This window comes from Leifsonia sp. fls2-241-R2A-40a (genome assembly GCF_030209575.1).
Classification (GTDB): domain Bacteria; phylum Actinomycetota; class Actinomycetes; order Actinomycetales; family Microbacteriaceae; genus Leifsonia.
Genome location: NZ_JARVRS010000001.1, coordinates 2,066,848 through 2,089,684 on the forward strand (window position 1 = coordinate 2,066,848; position 22,837 = coordinate 2,089,684).

The window sequence follows — 22,837 nt, forward strand, 5'->3', positions numbered from 1 at the left end:
TCGCACCATGAACGTCAAGAAGATCTTCCGCGGCCCGATCCTGTACGTCGTGCTCGCGATCGTCGCGGTATGGATCGGCTCCAGCCTGATCACCATGTCGGGGTTCAAGAGCGTCTCCACCCAGAAGGGCATGGAGTACCTCTCCCAGGACAAGGTGTCGAGCGCCAAGATCGTCGACGGTGAGAACCGTGTCGATCTGACGCTGAAGGAGCCGGACGGCAACCTCGGCAACCAGGTGCAGTTCTACTACGTGACCCCGCGTGGCCAGGATGTGGTGAAGGCTGTCGACGACGCCAACCTTCCCAAGGGCTACGACGACGAGGTTCCCCAGCCGAACTGGTTCGTCAACATCCTCGGCTTCCTCATCCCGGCACTGCTGATCGGCGTGTTCTTCTGGATCATGATCTCCGGCATGCAGGGCGGCGGGAACAAGGTCATGCAGTTCGGCAAGTCGCGGGCCAAGCTCGTCACCAAGGAGACGCCGAAGGTCACCTTCGACGACGTCGCCGGGTCGGACGAGGCCATCGAGGAGCTGCAGGAGATCAAGGACTTCCTGAAGGAGCCGGCCAAGTTCCAGGCGGTCGGCGCCCGTATCCCGAAGGGCGTGCTGCTGTACGGCCCTCCCGGAACGGGCAAGACGCTGCTGGCCCGCGCCGTCGCGGGTGAGGCGGGCGTGCCGTTCTACTCGATCTCGGGCTCCGACTTCGTCGAGATGTTCGTCGGCGTCGGCGCAAGCCGTGTCCGCGACCTGTTCCAGCAGGCGAAGGAGAACTCGCCGGCCATCATCTTCATCGACGAGATCGACGCGGTGGGCCGCCACCGTGGCGCCGGCCTCGGCGGCGGGCACGACGAGCGCGAGCAGACGCTGAACCAGCTCCTCGTGGAGATGGACGGCTTCGACCCGAAGACCAACGTCATCCTGATCGCGGCGACCAACCGACCCGACATCCTCGACCCCGCGCTGCTGCGCCCGGGCCGCTTCGACCGGCAGATCGGCGTGGATGCGCCCGACATGCTCGGCCGCAAGAAGATCCTCGAAGTGCACGGCCGCGGCAAGCCGCTGGCGGGCTCCGTCGACCTCGAGGTGCTGGCGCGCAAGACCCCGGGCTTCACCGGTGCCGACCTCGCCAACGTCCTCAACGAAGCCGCACTGCTGACCGCTCGCTCCAACGCGCAGCTGATCGACAACCGCGCGCTCGACGAGGCGGTGGACCGCGTCATCGCCGGTCCGCAGAAGCGCACCCGGGTCATGAAGGACCAGGAGAAGCTGATCACGGCGTACCACGAGGGCGGCCACGCTCTCGCCGCCGCGGCCATGCGCCACACCGACCCGGTGACGAAGATCACCATCCTTCCGCGCGGTCGCGCCCTCGGCTACACGATGGTGCTGCCGCTGGAAGACAAATACTCCGTCACCCGCAACGAACTGCTCGACCAGCTCGCGTACGCCATGGGCGGCCGCGTCGCCGAGGAGATCGTGTTCCACGACCCCACCACCGGCGCCTCGAACGACATCGAGAAGGCGACCTCCATCGCCCGCAAGATGGTCACCGAGTACGGCATGAGCTCCGACATCGGGTCGGTCAAGCTCGGCCAGGCGAACGGCGAGATGTTCCTCGGCCGCGACATGGGTCACCAGCGCGACTACTCCGAGCGGATCGCCGAGCGCGTCGACGCCGAGGTGCGCGAGCTCATCGAGAAGGCGCACGACGAGGCGTGGGAGGTGCTCAACGAGAACCGGGCGACCCTCGACCGTCTCGCCGCATCCCTGCTCGAGCACGAGACGCTCGACCACAACCAGATCGCGGAGATCTTCGCCGACGTGAAGAAGCTCCCGGAGCGCCCGCAGTGGCTCTCCAGCGACAAGCGTCCCATCTCGGATGTTCCGCCCATCCCGTTCCCGAAGGCCCCGATCGACGCGGGCGCCGTGGACGGCGGGGTCGACTCCGAGCCGCCGGCGGCGAAGCCGAAGCGCGCACCCGCCATCAAGCCCCGACCGGCCACCGCTTAGGGCCGTCGCGGGCATGACCGAAATCGATCGTCCGCGCATCGAAGCGGCCGTCGCCGAGATCCTCGCCGCCATCGGCGAGGATCCGGCGCGTCCGGGCCTGCAGGGCACGCCCTCGCACGTGGCGGATGCCTACGCCGAGTTCTTCTCGGGGCTCGGCCGTGACGCCGCCGAGGACCTCGGCGAGCCGGTGCCGCTCGAAGAGGGCCGCACCGCGGAGACCGTCATCGTGCGCGACATCGAGTTCCGCTCGGTGTGCGAGCACCACCTCCTCCCGTTCCTGGGCGTCGCCCACGTGGCGTACCTGCCGGGAGAGAAGGTCGTCGGTCTCGGCCGCATCCCGCGGGTCATCGAGACGCTGTCGGCTCGCCCGCAGATCCAGGAGAGGCTGACCGAGCAGATCGCGGACACGATCGAGAGCGGCGCCCAGGCGCGTGGCGTCCTCGTCGTGCTGGACGCGGTCCACGCGTGCGTCACCACCCGCGGCGCGCGGCAGACTTCGAGCACCACGGTGACCATGGCCGCGCGCGGCGCCTACACCGACCCCACCGTCCGGGCGGAACTCATCGCCCTGATCGGACGCGGCACCGAGTGACCCTCATCATGGGCGTCCTCAATGTGACGCCGGACTCGTTCAGCGACGGCGGGCTCTGGCTGGAGCCGGACGCCGCCATCGCGCACGGGCTCGACCTGGTCGCCCAGGGCGCGGACCTGGTGGATGTGGGGGGCGAGTCCACGCGCCCGGGCGCGATCCGCGTCGATCCCGCCGAGGAGCAGAGCCGCGTCGTCCCGGTCATCCGCGAACTCGCGGCGAACGGCGTGACGGTCAGCGTCGACACGCTGAACGCATCGACCGCGCGTGCTGCCGTCGAGGCCGGCGCGGCGATCATCAACGACGTCTCCGGCGGACTGGCGGATGCGCGGATGCCCGAGGTCGTCCTCGAGACGGACGCGCAGTACGTCGTCATGCACTGGCGGGGGCGACTCGACGCGGCCGACTCGCGCGCGGTCTACACCCACACGGTCGCGGAGGTGCGCGCCGAGCTGTCCGCTCGCGTGACCGACCTGCTGCAGCGCGGCGTCGACCCGGCAAAGCTCATCCTCGACCCGGGGCTCGGATTCTCGAAGAACGGGCACCACAACTGGCAGGTGCTCGCCGGGCTGCACGAGATCGAGACGCTCGGCTATCCGGTGCTGATCGGCGCCTCCCGCAAACGGTTCCTGGGCGCCCTGCTGCCGGACGGCGCACCGGCGGAGGACCGCGACGCCCCGACCGCCGTCATCTCCGCCCTGGCCGCACAGGCGGGGGCGTGGGCCGTCCGCGTGCACGACGTGCCGTCGACCCGGATCGCCCTCGACGTGGTGCGGGCGTGGCAAGCTGGACGCGATGAGTAGCATCCAGTCGCGGCCGGCCGATTCGATCGTGCTGACCGGCCTGCGCGTCCGGGCCAATCACGGCGTCTTCGACTTCGAGCGCGCCGAGGGGCAGGACTTCGTCGTCGACGTGACGGCGTGGCTGGACCTCTCCGCCGCCTCCGCGAACGACGAGCTGGCGGCGACGGTCCACTACGGCGAGCTGGCCGAGGAGGTGGTGGCCGCGGTCGAGCGCGACCCGGTCGACCTCATCGAGACGGTCGCCGAGCGGGTCGCCGTGACGGCGCTCGCGCATCAGCAGGTCGAGGTGGTGGAGGTCACGGTGCACAAGCCGCAGGCGCCGATCAGCGTGCCGTTCGGCGACGTCGCCGTCCGCATCACGCGGGGTCGCGCATGAACGCCGCTCCGCTCGGCAAGCCCGTCCGCATGCGCGTGGGCTCGCCCGCGGTGCTCGCCTTCGGGAGCAACCTCGGCGACCGAGCCGGCACCATCCGCGCCGCCGTCGACGCGCTCAACGCCGAGGCGGGCGTCGATGTGCGCGCCGTCTCGCGCCTGTACGAGACGCCGGCGCTGAAGCCGAAGGGTATCGACGGCGACGCCCCGGCCTACCTCAACGCAGTGGCGCTCATCCACACGCTGCTCGACCCACTGCCGCTCCTGGAGCTGGTCAACGCCATCGAGGACGGCCTCGGCCGCGTCCGCGAGGAGCGCTGGGGCGACCGAACGATCGATATCGACATCGTCGACTACGGCGGCATCGTCTCGGACGACGACCCGCGCATCGTTCTGCCGCATCCGCGCGCGCACGAGCGCGCGTTCGTCCTGGTGCCGTGGCTCGACGTCGACCCGGGCGCTCAGCTCCCCGGCTTCGGGCCGGTCGCCGAGCTCGCCGCACGGGCGATCGACCCGGTCCGGCTGTGGGAGGAGCGCCCGTGAAGCGCACGCGCGCGAGCTCGCTCATCGGTCTGGGGGTCGCCGGGCTCGTCGTCGGCTTCCTGGCCGAACTCGCTCTGTCCGGGACCGGTCAGACCGTGTTCATCCCGCCGCTCACCCTCCCGATCACGCTGTTCGCCGTGGCGGTCATCGTCGTGGCGTTCGCCCTGCCGATCCGCCGCGCCGTCCGCGGGAACACCGTCCGCCGCATCGACCCGTTCCAGGCGACGCGCATCGTCGTGCTCGCCAAGGCGTGCGCGCTGAGCGGCGCGCTGCTCACGGGGATGGGCGTCGGCGTGGGTGCGTACCTGCTCTCGCGCGACGTGCTCCCGGGCGGGAACGCCATCCTGCTCACCGCTCTCGCGACCGCCGGCGCGGTCATTCTGCTGATCGCGGGACTCGTGGCGGAGCTGTTCTGCACCCTGCCCCCGGGCGACGACGACGAGCGCACGGAGAGCGTCCATGCCGGAACGGATTGACCTCACCGTCGGGGACTGGCACCGGGTCTCGCCGAAGTACGTCCTCGTCGTCATCGCCAGCACCGTGATCACCGGACTGGTGCTGTCGGCGGCGTCCCTCTTCCTCTGGCTGGTCGGGGGATGGCCGTTCGGCTGGATCGCCCTCGCGGCCGTCGTCGTGATCACCGTCATCGCGCTCATCATCGCGCCCCGGCGCGCACGCTCGATCGGGTACCGCCTGCGCGATGACGACCTGCTGTTCCGCCGCGGGATCATGTTCCAGCGCTTCGTCTCGGTGCCCTACGGCCGAATGCAGCTGATCGACATCAACCGCGGCCCGGTCAGCCGGATGCTGGGGCTCGCCGACCTCAAGTTCGTGACCGCTGCCGCGTCCACCGGGGTGATGGTGCCCGGCCTGCCCGAGCCGCAGGCCGCGGACCTGCGCGACCGGCTGGTCGAGTTGGCGGAGAGCAGACGGGCGGGACTGTGAGCACGCCGAGCGGCCGGCTGCCGACGGGGGCGCCCCTGACGCCCGCGGAGCGCGCGGCCGAGCGGTACACCGACGGCGAGTGGCACCGACTGCACCCGGCGACGCCGCTGCTGCGCGGCGGGATCGTCTTCATCGCTCTCTTCGGTTTCGTGCTGTCCAACCTGCGCGAGCGGCTGATCAGCTTCTTCGTCGGCGCACCGAATTACGGCGGCGACCCGCTCGACGCGATCTACGACCACGGCTGGGAGGGCTGGGCCCTGCTCGGCGTCGCCGTCGTGCTCCTGCTCTGCTTCGGGGCGTTCTACCTGTCGTGGCGGATGCACAGCTTCCGGATCACCGGCGACGCGGTGGAGGTGCGCAGCGGCATCCTGTTCCGCACGCAGCGCAAGGCGCGGCTCGACCGCATCCAGGGCATCAACGTCGTCCGCCCGCTCATCGCCCGGATCTTCGGGGCGGCGAAGCTGGACATCTCGGTGGCGGGGCACGACGCGAACGTGCAGCTCGCCTACCTCGGGTCGTCGCTCGCGGACGGCCTGCGGGCCGACGTGCTGCGGTTGGCGTCGGGGGTCCGGGCCGCGGAGGCCGCCGAGGCGGAAGCCGCAGTCGCCGGAACCGGCGCCGATGGCGCGGGCCCGTCCCGCGCGGCCGCGGTGGGCGACCTCGTCGGCCGCCGGGTGAACGAGTTCCTCGCCCCGGAGCTCGACCCAAACGCGGCGCCCCCGGAGTCCGTGGTCAAGATCCCGCCGCTGCGGCTGCTCGGATCGCTGCTCCTCAGCGGCTTCACCGTGTTCGTCGTCGTGGTGGTCGCCATCCTGATCTGGGGAGCCTCGAGCGGCGCGTTCTGGCTGCTGATCGTCGTGTTGCCGGGACTGCTGGGCTCGGCGAGCTTCTACATCAACCGCTTCACCAAGTCGCTGCGCTACTCCATCGCGGGGACCGCGGACGGCGTCCGGGTCGGCTTCGGCCTGCTGAGCACGAGCAACGAGACGCTGCCGCCCGGGCGCATCCATGCCGTCGAGGTGCTTCAGCCCCTGCTCTGGCGGCCCTTCGGGTGGTGGCAGATCCGGATCGACACCGCAGGGCACTCGCGCGAGAAGGGCGCGGCCGGCCAGCCGAACACGACGATGCTGCCCGTCGGCGACGCGCGTGACGTCTCGCGCGTGCTCTCGCTCGTCCTTCCGGGCTTCGCCACCGACGAGCACCGCGGCCTCATCGAGGCGGGCATGTCCTCCCGGGGCCGCGACGAGTTCACGGGCAGCCCGCGTCGCGCGGCGTGGATCCGGCCGCTCTCCTGGCAGCGCACCGGCTTCCGGCTGGTCGACGACGCGATCCTGCTGCGGCGGGGCATCGTCTGGCGCAGCCTGGCGATCGTGCCGCTCGCGCGCCTGCAGAGCCTCGAACTCGAGCAGGGACCTCTGGATGCGGCGCTCGCGCTCGCGGGGGCCCGCTTCCACACCGTGTCCGGCCCGGTCCGCCCGCGGCTGGCCGCGATCGACGCACCCACCGGCGTCCGGCTGTTCGAGGAGGTCTCCGCCCGCGCGGTGGCGGCCTCCGCAGCCGACCGCAGCCACCGCTGGGGACGCACGACACCCGACCCGGCACCCCGCCCCGAGGAGACACCCTGATGCAGCCATCCGCCCGTCCGCCGTCGCAGCGCTCCGGGCGGCTGGGCCTCGGCATCGTCGGGGCCGGCCGCGTCGGACCGGTGCTCGGCCTCGCGCTCGCCGGTGCGGGCCACGCGATCGTCGGCGTCTCCGCCGTCTCCGAAACCAGCCGTGAGCGCGCCGAGGGGATGCTGCCCGGCGTGCCCATCCTCGACGTCCCGACAGTGGTCGAGCGCAGCGAGCTGGTCATCCTCGCCGTCCCGGACGCGGAGCTCCCCGGCCTGGTGGCCGGGCTCGCCGCAACCGGCACCTGGCAGCCCGGGCAGATCGTGCTGCACACCGCCCCCGGCTTCGGGATCGACGTCCTGCGTCCCGCGGCCGCCGCCGGCGCCATCCCGCTCGCCGTGCATCCGGCCGTCGAGTTCACGGGCACGAGCCTCGACCTGTCGCGGCTCGGCGAGAGCTACTTCGCGGTGACCGCACCCGCAGCGGTGCTGCCCATCGCCCAGGCACTGGTCGTCGAGATGGGCGGGGAGCCCGTGGTCGTCGCCGAGGCGGACCGGCCGGCGTACGCCGAGGCCATCGCAACGGCCACCTCGTTCTCCCGGTCGATCGTGGAGCAGTCGACCGGGCTGCTGCACGCCATCGGTGTCGAGAACCCCGGCTCGTTCCTCAGCTCGCTCATCCGGTCGTCGGTGGACAATGCCCTCACGCGTGCGGGCGCGCCGACGCGGCTCGACCTCGACGCGGTGATCGACGCCCTGCACGACGAGGCCTCCGGCGACGGCGGCCCGGGTGATCCGCGCGACGACGGGCGCGGCTGGTTCCTGCGCGGCGAGTAGCCTTGTTGCGGCCGGTCGCCGCCGGCTGAAGGGACGCGCATGCCAGAGATCATCACCACCATCGCCACGTTGAGGGCACGGGTCGCCGAGGCGCGTCGCGCCGCCCGGCAGGACGGGCCGGCCGACGCGCCGACCGGACGGGTGGTGCTCGTGCCGACGATGGGGGCGCTGCACGACGGCCACCTGCGGCTGGTCTCGCGGGCGCGAGACCTGGGCGGCGTCGTCGTGGTGTCGATCTTCGTCAACCCGCTGCAGTTCGGGCCGGGGGAGGACCTCGAGCGCTACCCCCGGACTCTCGACGCGGATGTCGTCGCCCTGGAGGGCCTGGCCGACATCGTCTTCGCGCCGACGGCGGCGGAGATGTACCCGCACGGTCCGTCGGAGACGCGGGTGAGCGCCGGCGAGTCCGGAACCAGGTTCGAGGGCGCCTCGCGTCCCGGCCACTTCGACGGCGTGCTCACCGTGGTGACCAAGCTCTTCAACATCGTGCAGCCGGATGTGGCCGTGTTCGGCCAGAAGGACGCGCAGCAGGCGCACGTCATCGGCCGCATGGTGGACGACCTCGATCTGCCCGTCTCGATCGCCGTGGTGGACACGGTGCGGGAGACCGACGGCCTGGCGCTCTCCAGCCGCAACCGGTACCTCGCCGAGGAGGACCGACTGGCCGCCGTCGCCCTCTCGCAGGCGCTCGCCGCCGGGGCCGAGACGGCTTCCGGCGGAGTCGACGCCGCCCTCCAGGCGGCACGCGCACGCATCGAAGCGGAGCCAGCGGTTAAGCTGGACTATCTCGCGATCGTCGACCCGGAAACCTTCCGCGAAGCGTCGCCTGACCACCACGGTCCCGCCCTGATGCTGATCGCCGCCCGCGTCGGAACGACCCGGCTGATCGACAACCAGCGCCTCACGGTGTGACCGCCGAAGCCCCGCCCGCCTTCTCGAACGGAAAGACAGCGATGACCGACGCGCAGACCACCTCGGCCGCCCCCGGACCCGACCAGCTCGGCGAGGGCGGGATCAGCGAGGACGAGATCAGCGAGCAGAAGGCGGTCCGGCTGGCCAAGCGCGACCGGCTGCTGGCCGAGGCGGAGGGCCCCGGAGGCGGGGCCTACCCCGTCGACGTGCCCGTCACCACGACGATCCCGGCCGTGCGCGCGAAGTGGGACCACCTGCAGGCCGACGAGACCTCCGGCGAGATCGTCGGCATCGCCGGCCGTGTCGTGCACCTCCGGAACACCGGCAAGCTGTGCTTCGCTGTGCTCCAGGCGGGGGACGGCTCGCGCATCCAGGTCATGGTCTCCCTGGGCGAGGTCGGCGAGGAGTCGCTGGGCGCCTGGAAGGAACTGGTCGACCTGGGCGACCACGTGTTCGTCTCCGGCGAGGTCATCTCGAGCCGCCGCGGCGAGCTGTCGGTGATGGCGCAGGAGTGGCGCATCGCGGCCAAGGCGCTGCTGCCCCTCCCGAACCTGCACAGCGAGCTCAGCGAGGAGACGCGCGTCCGCGCCCGCTACCTCGACCTGATCGCCCGCGAGCAGGCGCGCAAGACGGTGTTCGACCGCGCGAAGGCGGTCGCGAGCCTGCGCCGAACCTTCACCGAGCGCGACTTCCTCGAGGTCGAGACCCCGATGCTGCAGGTCATCCACGGTGGCGCCTCGGCGCGGCCGTTCGTGACCCACTCCAACGCGTTCGACACCGACCTGTTCTTGCGCATCGCGCCCGAGCTGTACCTGAAGCGCGCCGTCGTCGGCGGAATCGACCGGGTGTTCGAGATCAACCGCAACTTCCGCAACGAGGGCGCCGACTCCACCCACTCGCCCGAGTTCGCCATGCTCGAGGCGTACCAGGCCTACGGCGACTACAACTCGATCGCCGACCTGACGCAGCGACTGATCCAGGATGCGGCGGTCGCCGTCTCCGGATCGCACGTCGTCACCTGGGCCGACGGCACCGAGTACGATCTGAGTGGCGAGTGGGACCGCATCCGGATGTACGACAGCCTCTCCGACGCGATCGGCGAGCAGATCACGCCCGAGACACCGATCGAGCGCCTGCGCGAGCTCGCGGCCCTGGCCGGAATCGAGATCGAGCACCCGCTGCCGGGCAAGTACGTCGAGGAACTGTGGGAGCACTACGTCAAGACCGACCTGGTGCGGCCGACGTTCGTCATGGACTTCCCCGTCGACACCAGCCCGCTCGTGCGTGCGCACCGCTCGCGCGAGGGCGTCGTCGAGAAGTGGGACCTCTACACCCGCGGCTTCGAACTGGCGACCGGATACTCCGAGCTCGTCGACCCGGTCGTGCAGCGCGAGCGCTTCGTCGAGCAGGCGAAGCTCGCGGCGGCCGGCGACAATGAGGCGATGCGCCTGGACGAGGAGTTCCTGCGGGCCCTCGAGTTCGGGATGCCGCCGACCGGCGGAATGGGCATGGGGATCGACCGGCTGCTGATGGCGCTGACCGGCCTCGGCATCCGCGAGACCATCCTGTTCCCGCTGGTCAAGTAGCGCTCCCAGCGGCCGGAGTTACGATGGGTGCGTTATGAACGACGTCATCAGCGGTATCGTCTGGGCCCTCGCACCGACCGTGCTGGTCGGCCTGCTCTTCTGGCTCATCATGCGTGCCGTCGTGCGTGCCGACCGCAGCGAGCGGAAGGCGTACAACCGCCTGGAGGCGGAGGAGCGCGCCCGCCGCGGCCTCGCGCCCAAGCCCTGACCCGGACCTTGGCCGCCCTCTGAGCGGTCCCACAGCGCCCGCCGCGCGGTCGCTCCGCGTGCCCCACGTCGCCGGCACCCGATACGGTAGCTCTGGGGCGCGGCCGTGCCTCACGGCGATCGACGGACGGATGTGTGCATGGAGACGGGGTTCTGGGTCTCCCTCTCCATCGTTCTCGCCCTGCTCGTCGACTTCGTCATCCGCGTCCTGGCGATCATCTTCGTCCCGCGCAATCGCAAGCCCACCTCCGCGACCGCGTGGCTGCTCGCGATCTTCCTGATCCCGTATGTCGGCATCCTGTTCTTCCTGCTCATCGGCAGCTACAAGCTGCCGAAGCGCCGGCGGGACAAGCAGGAGGAGATCAACCGCTTCATCATCGACAGCACCGAGGGCATCGAGCGCGTGCGCCGCGATCACCCGTGGCCGCCGTGGCTCGAAGGCGTCGTGGAGCTCAACCGCAAGCTCGGCGCGATGCCGCTGGTCGGCGGCAACCGCGCGACGCTGAACGGCGACTACCAGGGGTCGCTCGACTCGATGGCGGAGGAGATCCGCAAGGCGCGCCGGTACGTGCACGTCGAGTTCTACATCCTCACGCTCGACCACACGACGGCGCCGCTGTTCGACGCGCTCGAGGGCGCGGTCAAGCGCGGAGTGACCGTGCGCGTGCTGCTCGACCACATCGCCTCGCTGCGTACCCCGGACTACAAGCGGACGCTGCGACGGCTCTCCGCGATGGGCGCGAAGTGGCAGCTCATGCTGCCGGTGCAGCCGTTGCGTGGACGCTATCAGCGGCCCGACCTCCGCAACCACCGCAAGCTGCTCATCGTCGACGGCCGCGTGGGCTTCATGGGCTCGCAGAACGTCATCGACCGCAGCTACAACAAGAAGTCGAATCTCCGGCGCGGCCTCAAGTGGAAAGAGCTCATCGTCCGGCTGGAGGGCCCCATCGTCGCCGGTCTGAACGCCATCTTCATCACCGACTGGTACAGCGAGACCGACGAACTGCTCCGCCGCGAGACCGAGCCGATCACCGATGACATCGACGACAACGAGCTGGATGCGCAGGTCGTCCCCTCCGGCCCCGGGTTCGCCGGTGAGAACAACCTCCGGCTGTTCCTCGCGCTGCTGTACTACGCGCAGGAGCGCATCGTCATCACGTCGCCCTACTTCGTGCCGGACGAGTCGATGCTCATGGCGATCACGTCTGCGGTGCAGCGCGGGATCTCGGTCGAGCTCTTCGTCTCGGAGATCGGAGACCAGGTGCTCGTCTACCACGCCCAGCGCTCGTACTACGAGGCGCTGCTGCGCGCCGGCGTGCGGATCTACATGTACAAGGCGCCGTACATCCTCCATGCGAAGCACTTCACGATCGATGACGACGTCGCGGTCATCGGTTCGAGCAACATGGACATGCGCTCCTTCCAGCTCAACATGGAGGTGTCGCTGATGGTGCGCGGCAAGTCCTTCGTCGAGGAGATGCGCAAGGTGGAGGACGGCTACCGCCGCGACAGCCGCGAACTCACCCTGGACGAGTGGATGAAGCAGCCGCTCCGCTCCACGGTGCTCGACAACCTCGCACGGCTGACCTCCGCCCTGCAGTAGCGCGCGGGCGGATCAGGAGACCAGCTCCCTGAGCAGCTCTATGTTCCCCGGGCAGCGCGTCGCAGAGCGCAGTCGCGGACTCTGTGGAGAAGTCCGTCGGAGGCGCGGTGTGGACGAAAGGGGAGGGGCTCAGCCGCGGGGGCGCAGGCGGACGGTCGGCAGCTCGGGTGCCGGCAGCGGCATCCCGTCGTAGCCCTCGACCGTGCCGAAGCGGCCGTCCGGCTCGGCGCCGGCGATGACCTCGTCCTGCCAGTCGGCGCGGTAGCGGACGATGTCCTCATGGCTGCGGCCGATGAAGTTCCACCACATCACGATCTCTTCGCCCAGAGGCTCGCCGCCGACGAGGATCAGCCGTGCGGGGGTCGCGGCGCTGACGGTGACGGCGGCGCGACCGGGATGGAGGTAGGCCAGGTGCGAGCGGGGGACGGCGACACCCTCGACGGTCACCTCGCCCGCGTCGACCAGCACCCCGTGCTCGAACGACGGGTCGAGCGGCACGTCGATGGTCGAGCCTCCCGGCATCAGGATCTCGGCGCCGACCAGGGGCGAGAAGACGGTCGCGTCGGTGCCGCTTCCGGCGAGCGAGCCGACGAAGGTCCGCACCGCCGCCGGACCGATGCTTCCGGCCACCGGGGTGTGGTGCTCGAAGAACGGGGCGACATCGCGCGAGACGGCAGGGAGCGCCACCCACAGCTGCACCCCGTGCAGACGCGACGTCCGCGGTGTCGACACCTCCGAGTGGCTGATCCCGCGGCCGGCCGTCATGAGATTCAGCTCACCCGGGCGGACCAGCGCGTGGCTCCCTACGCTGTCGCGGTGGTCGATCTCGCCCTCGAAGAGCCAGCTGACCGTCTGCAGGCCGGTGTGCGGGTGGGGCGGGACGCGCATCCCACCCGTCGCCGAGACGTCGTCGGGACCGTAGTGGTCGATGAAGCACCAGCCGCCGATGAGGGAGCGGCGGCGCTGCGGGAGGGTCCGGCGGACGGTCATCGCGCGCGGTCCGCCGAGCGGCACATCGCGCGGTTCCAGGATGTCGATCCCCGCGTCCGTGAGCACTGCGGAGTCCGCCACGAGCTCAGCAGGATCCCTCTCCAAGTTGCTCATAGCGGCATCCTAGGCGTCCGCCAGCGGGCACGGAGCGGTCCTTCCTAGAATGGACTCGTGCCCCGGACCGCCACCCGACTCCTCCCCGCCGTCGCCGCCCTCGTGGCCGTGGCGGCGCTCGCCGGATGCTCCTCCGCGCCGGGCCGGCCCGTCGACGATTACGCGGGCGAGCCGAAGGGCGTGCAGGCGCCCGCGAGCAGCGCCGGCGGCGCCGCCTGGGCCGCCTGGCTCGAGGACGGCGCGCGCGTGGCGATCGTCCTCTACGGCAGCTCGTCGTGCCCGCCGAAGGTGCAGAACATCTCGGTGAGCGGCGCCGACACGATCAAGGCGGTCCTCGCGCCCGCGCCCGGCGGCATCTGCACCCGCGACTACGTACCCCACACCACCGTCTTCGCCACTCCGGACCACATCACGAAGAGCGCCGAGGTGAACGTCGTCCTGCCGGATGCGACCCTCACTCTGCCCGCCCGTCAGGGCTGAACCGCCCAATCCTCCCGGCCGCCTGAGAGCTGTCACGCCCACGGCGAACAGGCCCACGCGACGGGGGGAGCGGTGGTTACTCTCTTTGTATCGACGCCGAACCTGCCCGGTGTCGTACGAGGAGTAGACATGTTCGAGAGATTCACCGACCGCGCCCGCCGTGTCGTCGTCTTGGCCCAAGAAGAGGCCAAGATGCTCAACCACAACTACATCGGGACCGAGCACATCCTGCTCGGCCTGATCCACGAGGGTGAGGGCGTCGCCGCGAAGGCGCTCGAGTCGCTCGGCATCTCGCTGGACGCCGTCCGCGAGCAGGTCCAGGACATCATCGGCCAGGGCCAACAGCAGCCGACCGGGCACATCCCGTTCACGCCGCGCGCCAAGAAGGTCCTCGAGCTCAGCCTCCGCGAGGCCCTCCAGCTCGGCCACAACTACATCGGGACCGAGCACATCCTGCTCGGCCTGATCCGCGAGGGCGAGGGCGTCGCCGCCCAGGTGCTCGTGAAGCTCGGGGCCGACCTCAACCGCGTCCGCCAGCAGGTCATCCAGCTCCTCTCCGGCTACCAGGGCAAGGAGCAGGTCCAGGTGGGCGGCAACGATCAGACCACCGCGCAGGCCGGTAGCCAGATCCTCGACCAGTTCGGCCGCAACCTCACGCAGGCCGCCCGCGACAACAAGCTCGACCCGGTGATCGGACGCGAGAAGGAGATCGAGCGCGTCATGCAGATCCTGTCGCGCCGCTCCAAGAACAACCCGGTCCTGATCGGTGAGCCCGGCGTCGGCAAGACCGCCGTCGTCGAGGGCCTCGCGCAGGCCATCGTCCGCGGCGACGTGCCCGAGACGCTGAAGGACAAGCAGCTCTACACGCTCGACCTCGGTTCGCTGATCGCCGGCTCCCGCTACCGCGGCGACTTCGAGGAGCGCCTGAAGAAGGTCACCAAGGAGATCCGCACCCGCGGCGACATCATCACGTTCATCGACGAGATCCACACCCTCGTGGGTGCCGGTGCCGCCGAGGGCGCGATCGACGCGGCCAGCATCCTGAAGCCGCTGCTCGCCCGCGGTGAGCTGCAGACCATCGGTGCGACCACGCTCGACGAGTACCGCAAGCACTTCGAGAAGGATGCCGCGCTCGAGCGCCGGTTCCAGCCCATCCAGGTGGCCGAGCCGTCGCTGCCCCACGCGATCAACATCCTCAAGGGTCTCCGCGACCGCTACGAGGCGCACCACAAGGTTTCCATCACCGACGGCGCGATCGTGGCCGCGGCGAACCTCGCCGACCGCTACATCCAGGACCGCTTCCTCCCGGACAAGGCCATCGACCTGATCGACGAGGCCGGCGCCCGCCTGCGCCTGTCGATCCTGTCGGCCCCGCCGGAGCTGCGCGAGTTCGACGACAAGATCGCCGCCGTCCGCTCCCAGAAGGAGGGCGCGATCGAGGACCAGGACTTCGAGAAGGCCGCCAGCCTGCGCGACGAGGAGAAGAACCTGCTCGGCGAGCGGCTCCGCCTCGAGAAGCAGTGGCGCTCGGGCGAGGTCAAGACCACGGCCGAGGTCGACGAGGGGCTCATCGCCGAGGTGCTGGCCCAGGCGACCGGCATCCCCGTGTTCAAGCTCACCGAAGAGGAGTCCGCGCGACTCGTCTACATGGAGAAGGCTCTGCACGAGCGCGTCATCGGTCAGGAGGAGGCCATCTCGGCTCTCTCGAAGACCATCCGACGCACCCGCGCCGGCCTGAAGGACCCGAAGCGTCCCTCCGGCTCGTTCATCTTCGCCGGCCCCACCGGTGTCGGTAAGACCGAGCTGGCCAAGGCGCTCGCCGAGTTCCTGTTCGACGACGAGTCGGCCATGATCTCGCTCGACATGTCGGAATACGGCGAGAAGCACACCGTCTCCCGGCTGTTCGGTGCCCCTCCCGGGTTCGTCGGCTTCGAAGAGGGCGGTCAGCTCACCGAGAAGGTCCGCCGCAAGCCGTTCAGCGTCGTGCTGTTCGACGAGATCGAGAAGGCGCACCCGGACATCTTCAACTCGCTGCTCCAGATCCTGGAGGAGGGACGTCTGACGGATGGTCAGGGTCGCGTGGTCGACTTCAAGAACACCGTGATCATCATGACCACCAACCTCGGTACCAAGGACATCTCCGGCGGCCCCGTCGGGTTCCAGATCGAGGGTGACCCGCAGACCGGTTACGACCGGATGCGCGGCAAGGTCTACGAAGAGCTGAAGAAGAACTTCAAGCCCGAGTTCCTGAACCGTGTCGACGAGATCATCGTCTTCCCGCAGCTGGACAAGAGCGAGCTCCTGCAGATCGTCGACCTGTTCATCAAGCGCCTGTCGACCCGTCTGCTCGACCGCGACATGACCATCGAGCTGGCTCTGCCGGCGAAGGAGCGGCTGATCGAGGTCGGGTTCGACCCGACGCTCGGCGCCCGTCCACTGCGCCGCGCTGTGCAGCACGAGATCGAGGACCGGCTGAGCGAGCGGATCCTGCACGGCGAGCTCAACGCGGGCGACCACGTCCACGTCGACTTCGCCGACGGCGAGTTCGTCTTCACGACCACGGCCCGCAAGGAGCCGATCGGTGCGGGGATCAACGCGACCGCCGCGATCGGCACCGGACCGGCCACGCCGGACCTGGCAGCGAACGAGTGATCTCGCTGAACTGACGTTCTGCGACAAGGGCCGGCCTCTTCGGAGGCCGGCCCTTTCGTCGTCTCGGTAGGGTGGAATCGTGAGTGGCGAGAGCGATCCAGGGTTCATCATCCGGCGTGCGCGGACGAGTGACGTCCCGCGCATCCAGGAGCTCGTGGAGCCGCTGGTGCAGCGCCGCATCCTCCTGGGCAAGGAGATGGTGACGCTGTACGAGTCCGTGCAGGAGTTCCGGGTCGCCCAGGACGCGTCGGGCGGGCTGATCGGCTGCGGCGCTCTGCACGTCATCTGGAGCGACCTGGGCGAGGTCCGCACCCTCGCGGTCGCGGACGAGTGGCTCGGGAAGGGGGTCGGTCGCGCGCTGCTCGGCCGACTCGAGGGGGATGCGCGCGAGCTCGGCCTCGACCGCCTGTTCTGCCTCACCTTCGAGGTCGACTTCTTCGCCCGCAACGGCTTCGAGGAGATGGGCGAGGGGAGCGTCGATCCTCAGGTGTATGCGGAGCTTCTGCGGTCGAACGATGAGGGCGTCGCGGAGTTCCTCGACCTCGCGCGGGTGAAGCCGAACACTCTGGGCAACACCCGCATGCTGAAGCATCTCTGAGCGCTCGCATCACGGCGGGCGCGCCTGCCCCGGGCGTAGGCGACGCGTGGTTATAGTGCGGGCATGTCGACGATCAAGAACCCGGTCGGCCCCCAGTCGAGCCGCGTGTACTGGCGCCGCCGACTCGTCGTTCTCCTCGGCGTCGTCGCCGTAGTGGTCGTGATCGTCCTCCTCTTCGTCCGGCCCGGCGCCTCGAACGGCGAGCCGGCCAAGCAGCACCCCGCCGGTGCGGCCACGAAGCCGCCGGCCGCAGCGACCAGCATCCCCACCGCGAGTGCTTCGGCCGACGGTCAGCCGTGCAAGCCGGCCGACATCAAGGTGGAGGCCGTCACCGACAAGGATGTCTACGCGCCCGGGGAGCTGCCCCAGCTCTCGGTCGCGCTGACGAACACCGGGTCGAAGTCGTGCACGATCGACGCGGGGACGGCGCAGCAGCTGTTCACGATCACGAGCGGCGCCGAGATCTACTGGAAGTCGACGGACTGCCAGACCGACAAGGTCGACGCGGAGGTGCTGCTGGCGCCGGCCAAGACCATCTCGTCGAAGACGCCGATCACGTGGGACCGGACGCGCTCGGACCCGTCCACGTGTCAGGCGAAGCGCGAGCAGGTTCCTGCCGCCGGCGCGTCGTACCACTTGGAGACGACCGTCTCGGGCATCAAGAGCGCGGAGACGAAGCAGTTCATCCTGCAGTGACGTCGGCCCCGCGGACGTAGGCGCCTTCGATCTCGCGCACTTCGACGCCCGCACCGTGGCGGGTGGCGGGGTTGCGTCGCGCGATGGTCAGAGCCGCTTCGAGGTCGGGTGCTTCGATGATGCCGATGCCCGCGATGATCTCTTTGCTCTCGGTGTAGGGCCCGTCGGTGATGCCGGTGCCGCGGACCGACCGCGCGGTGGCGGGGGAGGCGAGGGCGTAGGCGGCGCTGAGGGCGCCCGAGCGGATCAGCTCGGCGGAGTGCTCGTCGTGTTCGGCGAGCTCGGCCGCGTCATGGTCGATGGTGGGGTCGGAGAAGATGAAAATGGCGAACTGCGGCATGGTTGTTCCTTCCGGTGTGTGGATGTCGTCATCATCACGTCGTCCGAGGCTGCGGCTTTTCGACCGGATGGTCAGAACGCCGCGTCGAGTTCGCGTTCGCGGTCGGTCGATGCCGCGGCGAATGCGACGCGAAGCGCCTCGCGGATGGTCGCGCTGCGGTCGTCGACACGGGTGGTGAAGCCGAGCCGGGTGGCCTCCGCGGTGCGCTGCTTCCCGCTCACGACTGGGCGGATCTCGCCGGCGAGACTGATCTCGCCGAATGCCGCGAGCGTGTGGGGAATCGCGCGCTCGGTCGCCGCCGACGCGATCGCGAGCGCGATGGCAAGGTCGGCGCCGGGCTCGGTGAGCCGGACACCCCCGACGGTGGAGACGTAGACGTCTTTATCGCCGAGCCGGATGCCGGCCCGGCGTTCGAGGACCGCGAGCAGCATGGCCACGCGGGACGCATCCACGCCGTTCGTGACCCGTCGCGGATTGGGCGCGGTAGTGCCGACGACGAGCGCCTGGACCTCGACCGGCAGCGGCCGGCGGCCCTCCATGGCCACGGTCACGCAGGTGCCGGACACCGGGGTGGTGTTGCGGCTGAGGAACAGACCGCTCGGGTCCGGCACTTCGGCGATGCCGTCTCCGGCCATCTCGAAGCAGCCGACCTCGTCGGTCGGGCCGAAGCGGTTCTTCAGGGCACGGACGAACCGCAGCGCCGTCTGCCGGTCGCCTTCGAACTGGCACACCACATCCACCAGGTGCTCGAGGAGCCGCGGGCCGGCGATCGAGCCGTCTTTGGTGACGTGGCCGACGATGAGCACAGGCAGGTCGCGCTCTTTGGCGATCCGAATGAGGGCGCTGGCGACCTCGCGGACCTGACTGGGACCGCCGGCGAGGCCCTCGGTCGCGCTGTTGGAGACGGTCTGGACGGAGTCGACGATCACGAGCGACGGGTCGACCGCGTCGATCTGCGCGATGATCGTGGCGAGGTCGGTCTCGGAGGCCAGGTAGAGCTCGTCGTGCACCGCGCCGGTGCGCTCGGCGCGCATCCTGACCTGGCTCACGGACTCCTCAGCGCTCACGTAGAGCACCCGGTTGCGTGCTCGCGCCGCCCGCGATGCCACCTCGAGGAGGAGGGTGGACTTGCCCACGCCGGGTTCGCCGCTCAGCAGGATCGCAGCCCCCGGCACGATCCCTCCGCCGAGGACGCGGTCGAATTCGCCGATGCCGCTCGGGCGGCGGTTCGAGCCCTCGGTGGGCCGGATCTCGGCGATCGAGCGCGCCTCCCGCCCGGCGGCGATCGTCACGGGCTTGAGGGCGCGGAGGGCTCCCGTCGGCTGGGCGGTCTCGGCCACGGTGCCCCAGGCGTGGCACTCCGGGCAGCGGCCCACCCACTTGGCAGTGGACCACCCGCATTCGGAGCAGCGGTAGTTGACAGACGCCTTCGGCACGGCACCTCCTCGATCGAAATCCACACTACGGGGGGCCACCGTCATCGCAGGGAGGATCGCGGCCGGCTGTGCACATCCCGCCGGAGCCGTCGGCTGTGGGCACTTCTGCGTGTCGGTTCCCGCGTGCAGAATGGGCCGCATGGCTGACCGTACGTTCACCCTTCGCTCAGGCCGCGTGCTCGGGCTGTCCAGCTTCGGCGACGCCGACGCAGAGCGCCTGGTGGTCCTCTGCCACCCGGCGCCGGGTTCGTCGGGTTTCGATCCGGACCCCGACGCCTCCGCCGAGCGCCGTGCGCACATCGTGGCGCTCGACCGGCCCGGGTACGGCTCCAGCGACCCGTGGCCGCTCGGGACCTGGCCGAGCATCGTCCGGGCGGCCGACGACATCGCCGAGTACGTGCGCTCCGTCGTCGTCGCGGAGACGGTCATCGGAGTGACCCGGCCGCGGACGGTCGGCGTCGCGGGCTGGTCGGCCGGCGGCCGGGTGGCCCTGGCGCTGGCCGCGCGCCATCCCCAGCTCGTCGACCGGGTCGCCATCGTCGGCACGCCCGCACCGAATGAGGCGGTGCCGTGGATCGATCCGCAGCTGCAGGCGCTCTCGGACCAGTTGGGCGCGATGGCGCCCGATGAGGCGATGAGCCGGCTGGGCGGGATGCTGCAGCCGCAGGCCGACGCCGTCGCGGCCGCGGACGAGCCCGGCGACGTGCCGCTCGACCTTCTCGGCATCGGCGCGGTGGATGCGCAGGTCCTCGCGGGCCGAGGCGTCCACGACCGGCTCGGCCGGATGCTCAGGGACGCGTTCCGCCAGGGGACGTCGGGCGTGGCGGGCGACATCCTCAGCTACACCGCCCGTCCGTGGGGCTTCGAGCCGGGCGACGTCGCCGCCAAGACGCTGGTGATCGCCGGCCAGGCCGACGCCGTGGCCGGTCACGCCCATGCGGCCTGGTATCAGCGCGCGATTCCGGATGCGCGGATGGAGATGGTGCCCGGCGTCGGGCACCTGGCGATCGTGCCGACGTGGGGGCGCATCCTGTCGCATCTGGCGCCCGCGAACGTCACGCGCTGAGCGCCTCCTCCTGCTCCGTCCGTCCGTGGCGCGGGTACAGCTCGCGCGCCCGGGCGGTGACGGCGGGCAGGAACGCCGACGCCCACACCCGGTAGCCGTGGTCGTTGGGGTGGAAGAGGTCCTCGGCGAATTGGGTGAACGCGCCGCGCAGCCCCTGCCGCCGCATGGTGCCGTGCAGTGGGACCACTTCGAGGCCGCGGGCCCCTGCCTCTTCGCGCAGGATCCGGTTGCCCTCGGCGACCAGCCGCTCGTTCCAGGGCAGGTAGAAGTAGGGGAGGTCGGCGACGATCGCATGTTCGGGGAGCGCCGCGAACACCGCGCGCAGGCCTGCCCTGAACCGCTCGGGCTCGAACGCGGCGATGTCGTTGGCGCCGATGGAGACGGTCACGATGTCGGGCTGCAAGGTCGCAAAACGCGGCAGCTGGTCGGCGACCGCGAGGGCGACCGTCGCGCCGGAGACGGAGAGGTTAGCGACCCGGACCGACCGGCCGGTGACTGCCCGCAGGTGGTCGGCGATCACGCCGACGTAGCTGTTCTTCGGCGCCGAGGCGCCGATGCCCTGCGCCGCGCTGTCGCCGATGGCGACATACAGCAGCTCGCCCGGATCCTTCGCGGCGTCGCGCCACCACTTCGAGTGCACCGGAAGCAGTTCGTTGAGGCGCACGCGCCCCTCGGCGACGGACGCCCGCTTGGCCTGGACACGCTGCCACCCGACCGCGGCGAGCGCGCCGCTGACGATGAGGCCGGCCGCGGCGATGAGGATGCGGCGGAGAGCTTTCATGCACGGAAGAGTACCCCGAGCCACCGACCCGGCGATGGGCACGGACCCCGCTCCCGCCCGATTGGAGACAACCGCACGAATCGCGTACGATGGTCCGCGGTACCGTGTCCGAGCGGCCGAAGGTGCAACTCTCGAAAAGTTGTGTGGGTGAAAGCCCACCGTGGGTTCAAATCCCACCGGTACCGCCATCGTAAAGCCCCCGCGATCCCAATGTTTACAAGGGATCCGGGGGTTTTCGCTTTGCCAGGATTGGGCGTTTGACTACATTTTGACTACATCTGTCGCCTTCGCACGACAGAAAACGATTGGCTCTAGTTCTTCGCTGAGTCCATGGCAGTCGAAACCTTTTGGCCACGCGCGATCGCTTGAATGAGATCGGCAACGAGCTGCTGAAGCGCGTTGTTGTCGGTGATCATGTCGTTGTAGTCGTAATCTTCGCCGCTATGCACGAACCGGCTGCGCGCCTCATAACGGTCCTTGAAGAACTTCGCCGCCGATTGACCCTGGTATTCACCGTCAATGAATTCATGCACGAGCTGCCTGCACGCAGCAGAGATGCTCTGTTTTCGAGCCTCTCGGAGACGGCCAATAAGGATCGCCTGGTCCGACTGCGAGAGTTCTGATTACTGCACTTGAGAAATGAGGTCGGCGATCATGAGTTTCGCCGGATCCGAGGCACTCGCCTGGTCGCTGAGGCATTCGACAGCCGTGACCAGTAGGACGAGGCGAACCGACTGAATGTCAGCGAGCATAGAACTGTTGTAGAGGGTGCACGCGGCAAACAGGTCTTCGTTTAAGTCCGCATCCGCGGTAAAAGATTCAAAAAGATCGCGCTTGAACTGATCCAGGGGATATGCAGCGCTAAGAGAAGCGGTTACTGAAGCAAACTGCAGCGTCACATCCGGTCGATAGATGGTCATTCCCGTTGAAACAAAAGCAATTCGGCCCTCGGGTGAGTTGTACATGTCGGTCTTTCGATCACCAGCTGAACGTTGACCGCCTGTGCCAAAGTCGACCGTTGCGCCCGACACCACGCTGAATAGTGCAAGTGCATCGCGCCAACGTTTTGCTTCACGTTCCGCGTCTTTTCTCGATTCATATCCAAGGCCCTCAACCGTCATCATGTCCTGTCGGCTCAACGGCAGCCCCGGCGCCAAGCTGCGGATTGTTACGACTCCGTTGCCAGCCTTAGACAGCTGGATCGAATCACGGTCGGTGTCCAGGGTCCATCTCTCGCCTGTTCTGAAATCGATCCTGAATGCCCAGCTTGACCTCGTTGAAACCAATGACTCCATTTCGGGCCCCTCTCGCGCGGACGAGTGTGCGCACACTACATCCCCAAGGAGCCGGATGGCATCAGTATCGATTGTGAGGTTGACGAAGGGGGACGCCCGATGACTCGGCGGTGGGCGCGGCGATCCATCCGATTGCCCGCCTATCGTGCGACGGCCGCCCGAGAGGGCGTTAGTGTGACAGACGTTTTCCGTCGAGCTATCGGCATGATGGAAGCCATCGACCAGGAACTTCAAAGCGGCCGCGAGATCGTTTCCATCGATGCGTCAGGAGGTAAGACGCGTTTAGTTTTTCTATGACGGGCGCAACCGACAATGCTGGTGACTAGCAACAGCCGTTGAGGTCCGGCGCTTGCCACGCGGCGAGCACGGATG

General features: G+C 69.4%; 24 protein-coding genes and 1 tRNA gene. 19 read left to right on the top strand and 6 right to left on the bottom strand.

Annotated elements, in window-relative coordinates:
- Positions 1-7 precede the first annotated feature (7 nt).
- The 13 genes from ftsH to cls all read left to right on the top strand — a co-directional run bounded on the left by ftsH (position 8) and on the right by cls (position 12,017).
- Positions 8-2,011 carry an ATP-dependent zinc metalloprotease FtsH gene (gene ftsH / locus QRN40_RS10295; protein WP_285115521.1) on the top strand — a complete coding sequence of 668 codons (2,004 nt, stop codon included), beginning with the start codon at positions 8-10 and terminating at the stop codon, positions 2,009-2,011.
- Positions 2,012-2,024: 13 nt separating this feature from the next.
- Entirely contained in the window at positions 2,025-2,603 is a 579-nt protein-coding gene (folE, locus tag QRN40_RS10300; protein WP_285115522.1) for a GTP cyclohydrolase I FolE, read from the top strand.
- Positions 2,600-3,403 carry a dihydropteroate synthase gene (folP, locus tag QRN40_RS10305; protein WP_285115523.1) on the top strand — a complete coding sequence of 268 codons (804 nt, stop codon included), beginning with the start codon at positions 2,600-2,602 and terminating at the stop codon, positions 3,401-3,403. The genes folE and folP overlap by 4 nt, the downstream gene beginning before the upstream one ends.
- Positions 3,396-3,779, top strand: coding sequence for a dihydroneopterin aldolase (folB, locus tag QRN40_RS10310; protein WP_285115524.1), 384 nt, complete (start codon positions 3,396-3,398; stop codon positions 3,777-3,779). The genes folP and folB overlap by 8 nt, the downstream gene beginning before the upstream one ends.
- Positions 3,776-4,318, top strand: coding sequence for a 2-amino-4-hydroxy-6-hydroxymethyldihydropteridine diphosphokinase (folK, locus tag QRN40_RS10315; protein ID WP_285115525.1), 543 nt, complete (start codon positions 3,776-3,778; stop codon positions 4,316-4,318). The genes folB and folK overlap by 4 nt, the downstream gene beginning before the upstream one ends.
- Positions 4,315-4,794 (top strand): DUF3180 domain-containing protein, encoded by a 480-nt coding sequence (locus QRN40_RS10320; RefSeq protein WP_285115526.1) that lies wholly within the window; start codon positions 4,315-4,317, stop codon positions 4,792-4,794. The genes folK and QRN40_RS10320 overlap by 4 nt, the downstream gene beginning before the upstream one ends.
- Complete coding sequence (locus QRN40_RS10325; RefSeq protein WP_285115527.1) at positions 4,778-5,263, top strand: PH domain-containing protein; 486 nt, start codon at positions 4,778-4,780, stop codon at positions 5,261-5,263. The genes QRN40_RS10320 and QRN40_RS10325 overlap by 17 nt, the downstream gene beginning before the upstream one ends.
- A complete protein-coding gene (locus QRN40_RS10330; RefSeq protein ID WP_285115528.1) occupies positions 5,260-6,888 on the top strand; it encodes a PH domain-containing protein in 1,629 nt (542 codons plus the stop codon). The genes QRN40_RS10325 and QRN40_RS10330 overlap by 4 nt, the downstream gene beginning before the upstream one ends.
- Positions 6,888-7,709 (top strand): Rossmann-like and DUF2520 domain-containing protein, encoded by an 822-nt coding sequence (locus tag QRN40_RS10335; protein ID WP_285115529.1) that lies wholly within the window; start codon positions 6,888-6,890, stop codon positions 7,707-7,709. The genes QRN40_RS10330 and QRN40_RS10335 overlap by 1 nt, the downstream gene beginning before the upstream one ends.
- 39 nt (positions 7,710-7,748) lie before the next feature.
- Positions 7,749-8,621 carry a pantoate--beta-alanine ligase gene (gene panC / locus QRN40_RS10340; RefSeq protein ID WP_285115530.1) on the top strand — a complete coding sequence of 291 codons (873 nt, stop codon included), beginning with the start codon at positions 7,749-7,751 and terminating at the stop codon, positions 8,619-8,621.
- Positions 8,622-8,662: 41 nt separating this feature from the next.
- Positions 8,663-10,207, top strand: a complete 1,545-nt coding sequence (gene lysS, locus QRN40_RS10345) for a lysine--tRNA ligase (RefSeq protein ID WP_285115531.1) — start codon at positions 8,663-8,665, stop codon at positions 10,205-10,207.
- A 34-nt stretch (positions 10,208-10,241) separates the two neighbouring features.
- Positions 10,242-10,415 (top strand): hypothetical protein, encoded by a 174-nt coding sequence (locus QRN40_RS10350; protein WP_285115532.1) that lies wholly within the window; start codon positions 10,242-10,244, stop codon positions 10,413-10,415.
- A 138-nt stretch (positions 10,416-10,553) separates the two neighbouring features.
- Positions 10,554-12,017 carry a cardiolipin synthase gene (gene cls, locus QRN40_RS10355; RefSeq protein ID WP_285115533.1) on the top strand — a complete coding sequence of 488 codons (1,464 nt, stop codon included), beginning with the start codon at positions 10,554-10,556 and terminating at the stop codon, positions 12,015-12,017.
- A gap of 129 nt (positions 12,018-12,146) precedes the next feature.
- On the opposite strand, the gene QRN40_RS10360 is transcribed toward cls, so the two are convergent.
- Positions 12,147-13,121: a pirin family protein gene (locus QRN40_RS10360; RefSeq protein WP_285115534.1), complete on the bottom strand. Its 975-nt coding sequence runs from the start codon at positions 13,119-13,121 to the stop codon at positions 12,147-12,149.
- Between the two features lie 57 nt (positions 13,122-13,178).
- Here QRN40_RS10360 and QRN40_RS10365 point away from each other — a divergent pair, with 57 nt between their 5' ends.
- The 4 genes from QRN40_RS10365 (at position 13,179) to QRN40_RS10380 (ending at position 17,547) form a co-directional block, all read left to right on the top strand.
- Positions 13,179-13,601, top strand: a complete 423-nt coding sequence (locus QRN40_RS10365) for a hypothetical protein (protein ID WP_285115535.1) — start codon at positions 13,179-13,181, stop codon at positions 13,599-13,601.
- A 129-nt stretch (positions 13,602-13,730) separates the two neighbouring features.
- A complete protein-coding gene (locus QRN40_RS10370) occupies positions 13,731-16,253 on the top strand; it encodes an ATP-dependent Clp protease ATP-binding subunit (protein ID WP_285115536.1) in 2,523 nt (840 codons plus the stop codon).
- 79 nt (positions 16,254-16,332) lie between these two features.
- Positions 16,333-16,851: an amino-acid N-acetyltransferase gene (locus QRN40_RS10375; RefSeq protein ID WP_285115537.1), complete on the top strand. Its 519-nt coding sequence runs from the start codon at positions 16,333-16,335 to the stop codon at positions 16,849-16,851.
- 63 nt (positions 16,852-16,914) lie between these two features.
- Positions 16,915-17,547 carry a hypothetical protein gene (locus QRN40_RS10380; protein WP_285115538.1) on the top strand — a complete coding sequence of 211 codons (633 nt, stop codon included), beginning with the start codon at positions 16,915-16,917 and terminating at the stop codon, positions 17,545-17,547.
- On the opposite strand, the gene QRN40_RS10385 is transcribed toward QRN40_RS10380, so the two are convergent.
- Both QRN40_RS10385 and radA read right to left on the bottom strand, forming a co-directional pair.
- On the bottom strand, positions 17,534-17,887 hold the full coding sequence (locus QRN40_RS10385) for a YciI family protein (protein WP_285115540.1): 354 nt from the start codon (positions 17,885-17,887) through the stop codon (positions 17,534-17,536). The genes QRN40_RS10380 and QRN40_RS10385 overlap by 14 nt on opposite strands.
- 71 nt (positions 17,888-17,958) lie before the next feature.
- Positions 17,959-19,323: a DNA repair protein RadA gene (gene radA / locus QRN40_RS10390; protein WP_285115541.1), complete on the bottom strand. Its 1,365-nt coding sequence runs from the start codon at positions 19,321-19,323 to the stop codon at positions 17,959-17,961.
- Between the two features lie 139 nt (positions 19,324-19,462).
- Between radA and QRN40_RS10395 the strand changes: the two genes are divergently transcribed.
- Positions 19,463-20,389, top strand: coding sequence for an alpha/beta fold hydrolase (locus tag QRN40_RS10395; RefSeq protein ID WP_285115542.1), 927 nt, complete (start codon positions 19,463-19,465; stop codon positions 20,387-20,389).
- On the opposite strand, the gene QRN40_RS10400 is transcribed toward QRN40_RS10395, so the two are convergent.
- Entirely contained in the window at positions 20,379-21,170 is a 792-nt protein-coding gene (locus QRN40_RS10400; protein WP_285115543.1) for an SGNH/GDSL hydrolase family protein, read from the bottom strand. The two genes, QRN40_RS10395 and QRN40_RS10400, sit on opposite strands and share 11 nt — an antisense overlap.
- 98 nt (positions 21,171-21,268) lie before the next feature.
- Here QRN40_RS10400 and QRN40_RS10405 point away from each other — a divergent pair.
- Positions 21,269-21,358, top strand: a tRNA-Ser gene (locus tag QRN40_RS10405).
- A 123-nt stretch (positions 21,359-21,481) separates the two neighbouring features.
- Here the strand turns inward: QRN40_RS10405 and QRN40_RS10410 are convergent.
- Both QRN40_RS10410 and QRN40_RS10415 read right to left on the bottom strand, forming a co-directional pair.
- Complete coding sequence (locus QRN40_RS10410) at positions 21,482-21,703, bottom strand: hypothetical protein (RefSeq protein ID WP_285115544.1); 222 nt, start codon at positions 21,701-21,703, stop codon at positions 21,482-21,484.
- Positions 21,704-21,793: 90 nt separating this feature from the next.
- Complete coding sequence (locus tag QRN40_RS10415) at positions 21,794-22,465, bottom strand: hypothetical protein (RefSeq protein ID WP_285115545.1); 672 nt, start codon at positions 22,463-22,465, stop codon at positions 21,794-21,796.
- Positions 22,466-22,837 lie beyond the last annotated feature (372 nt).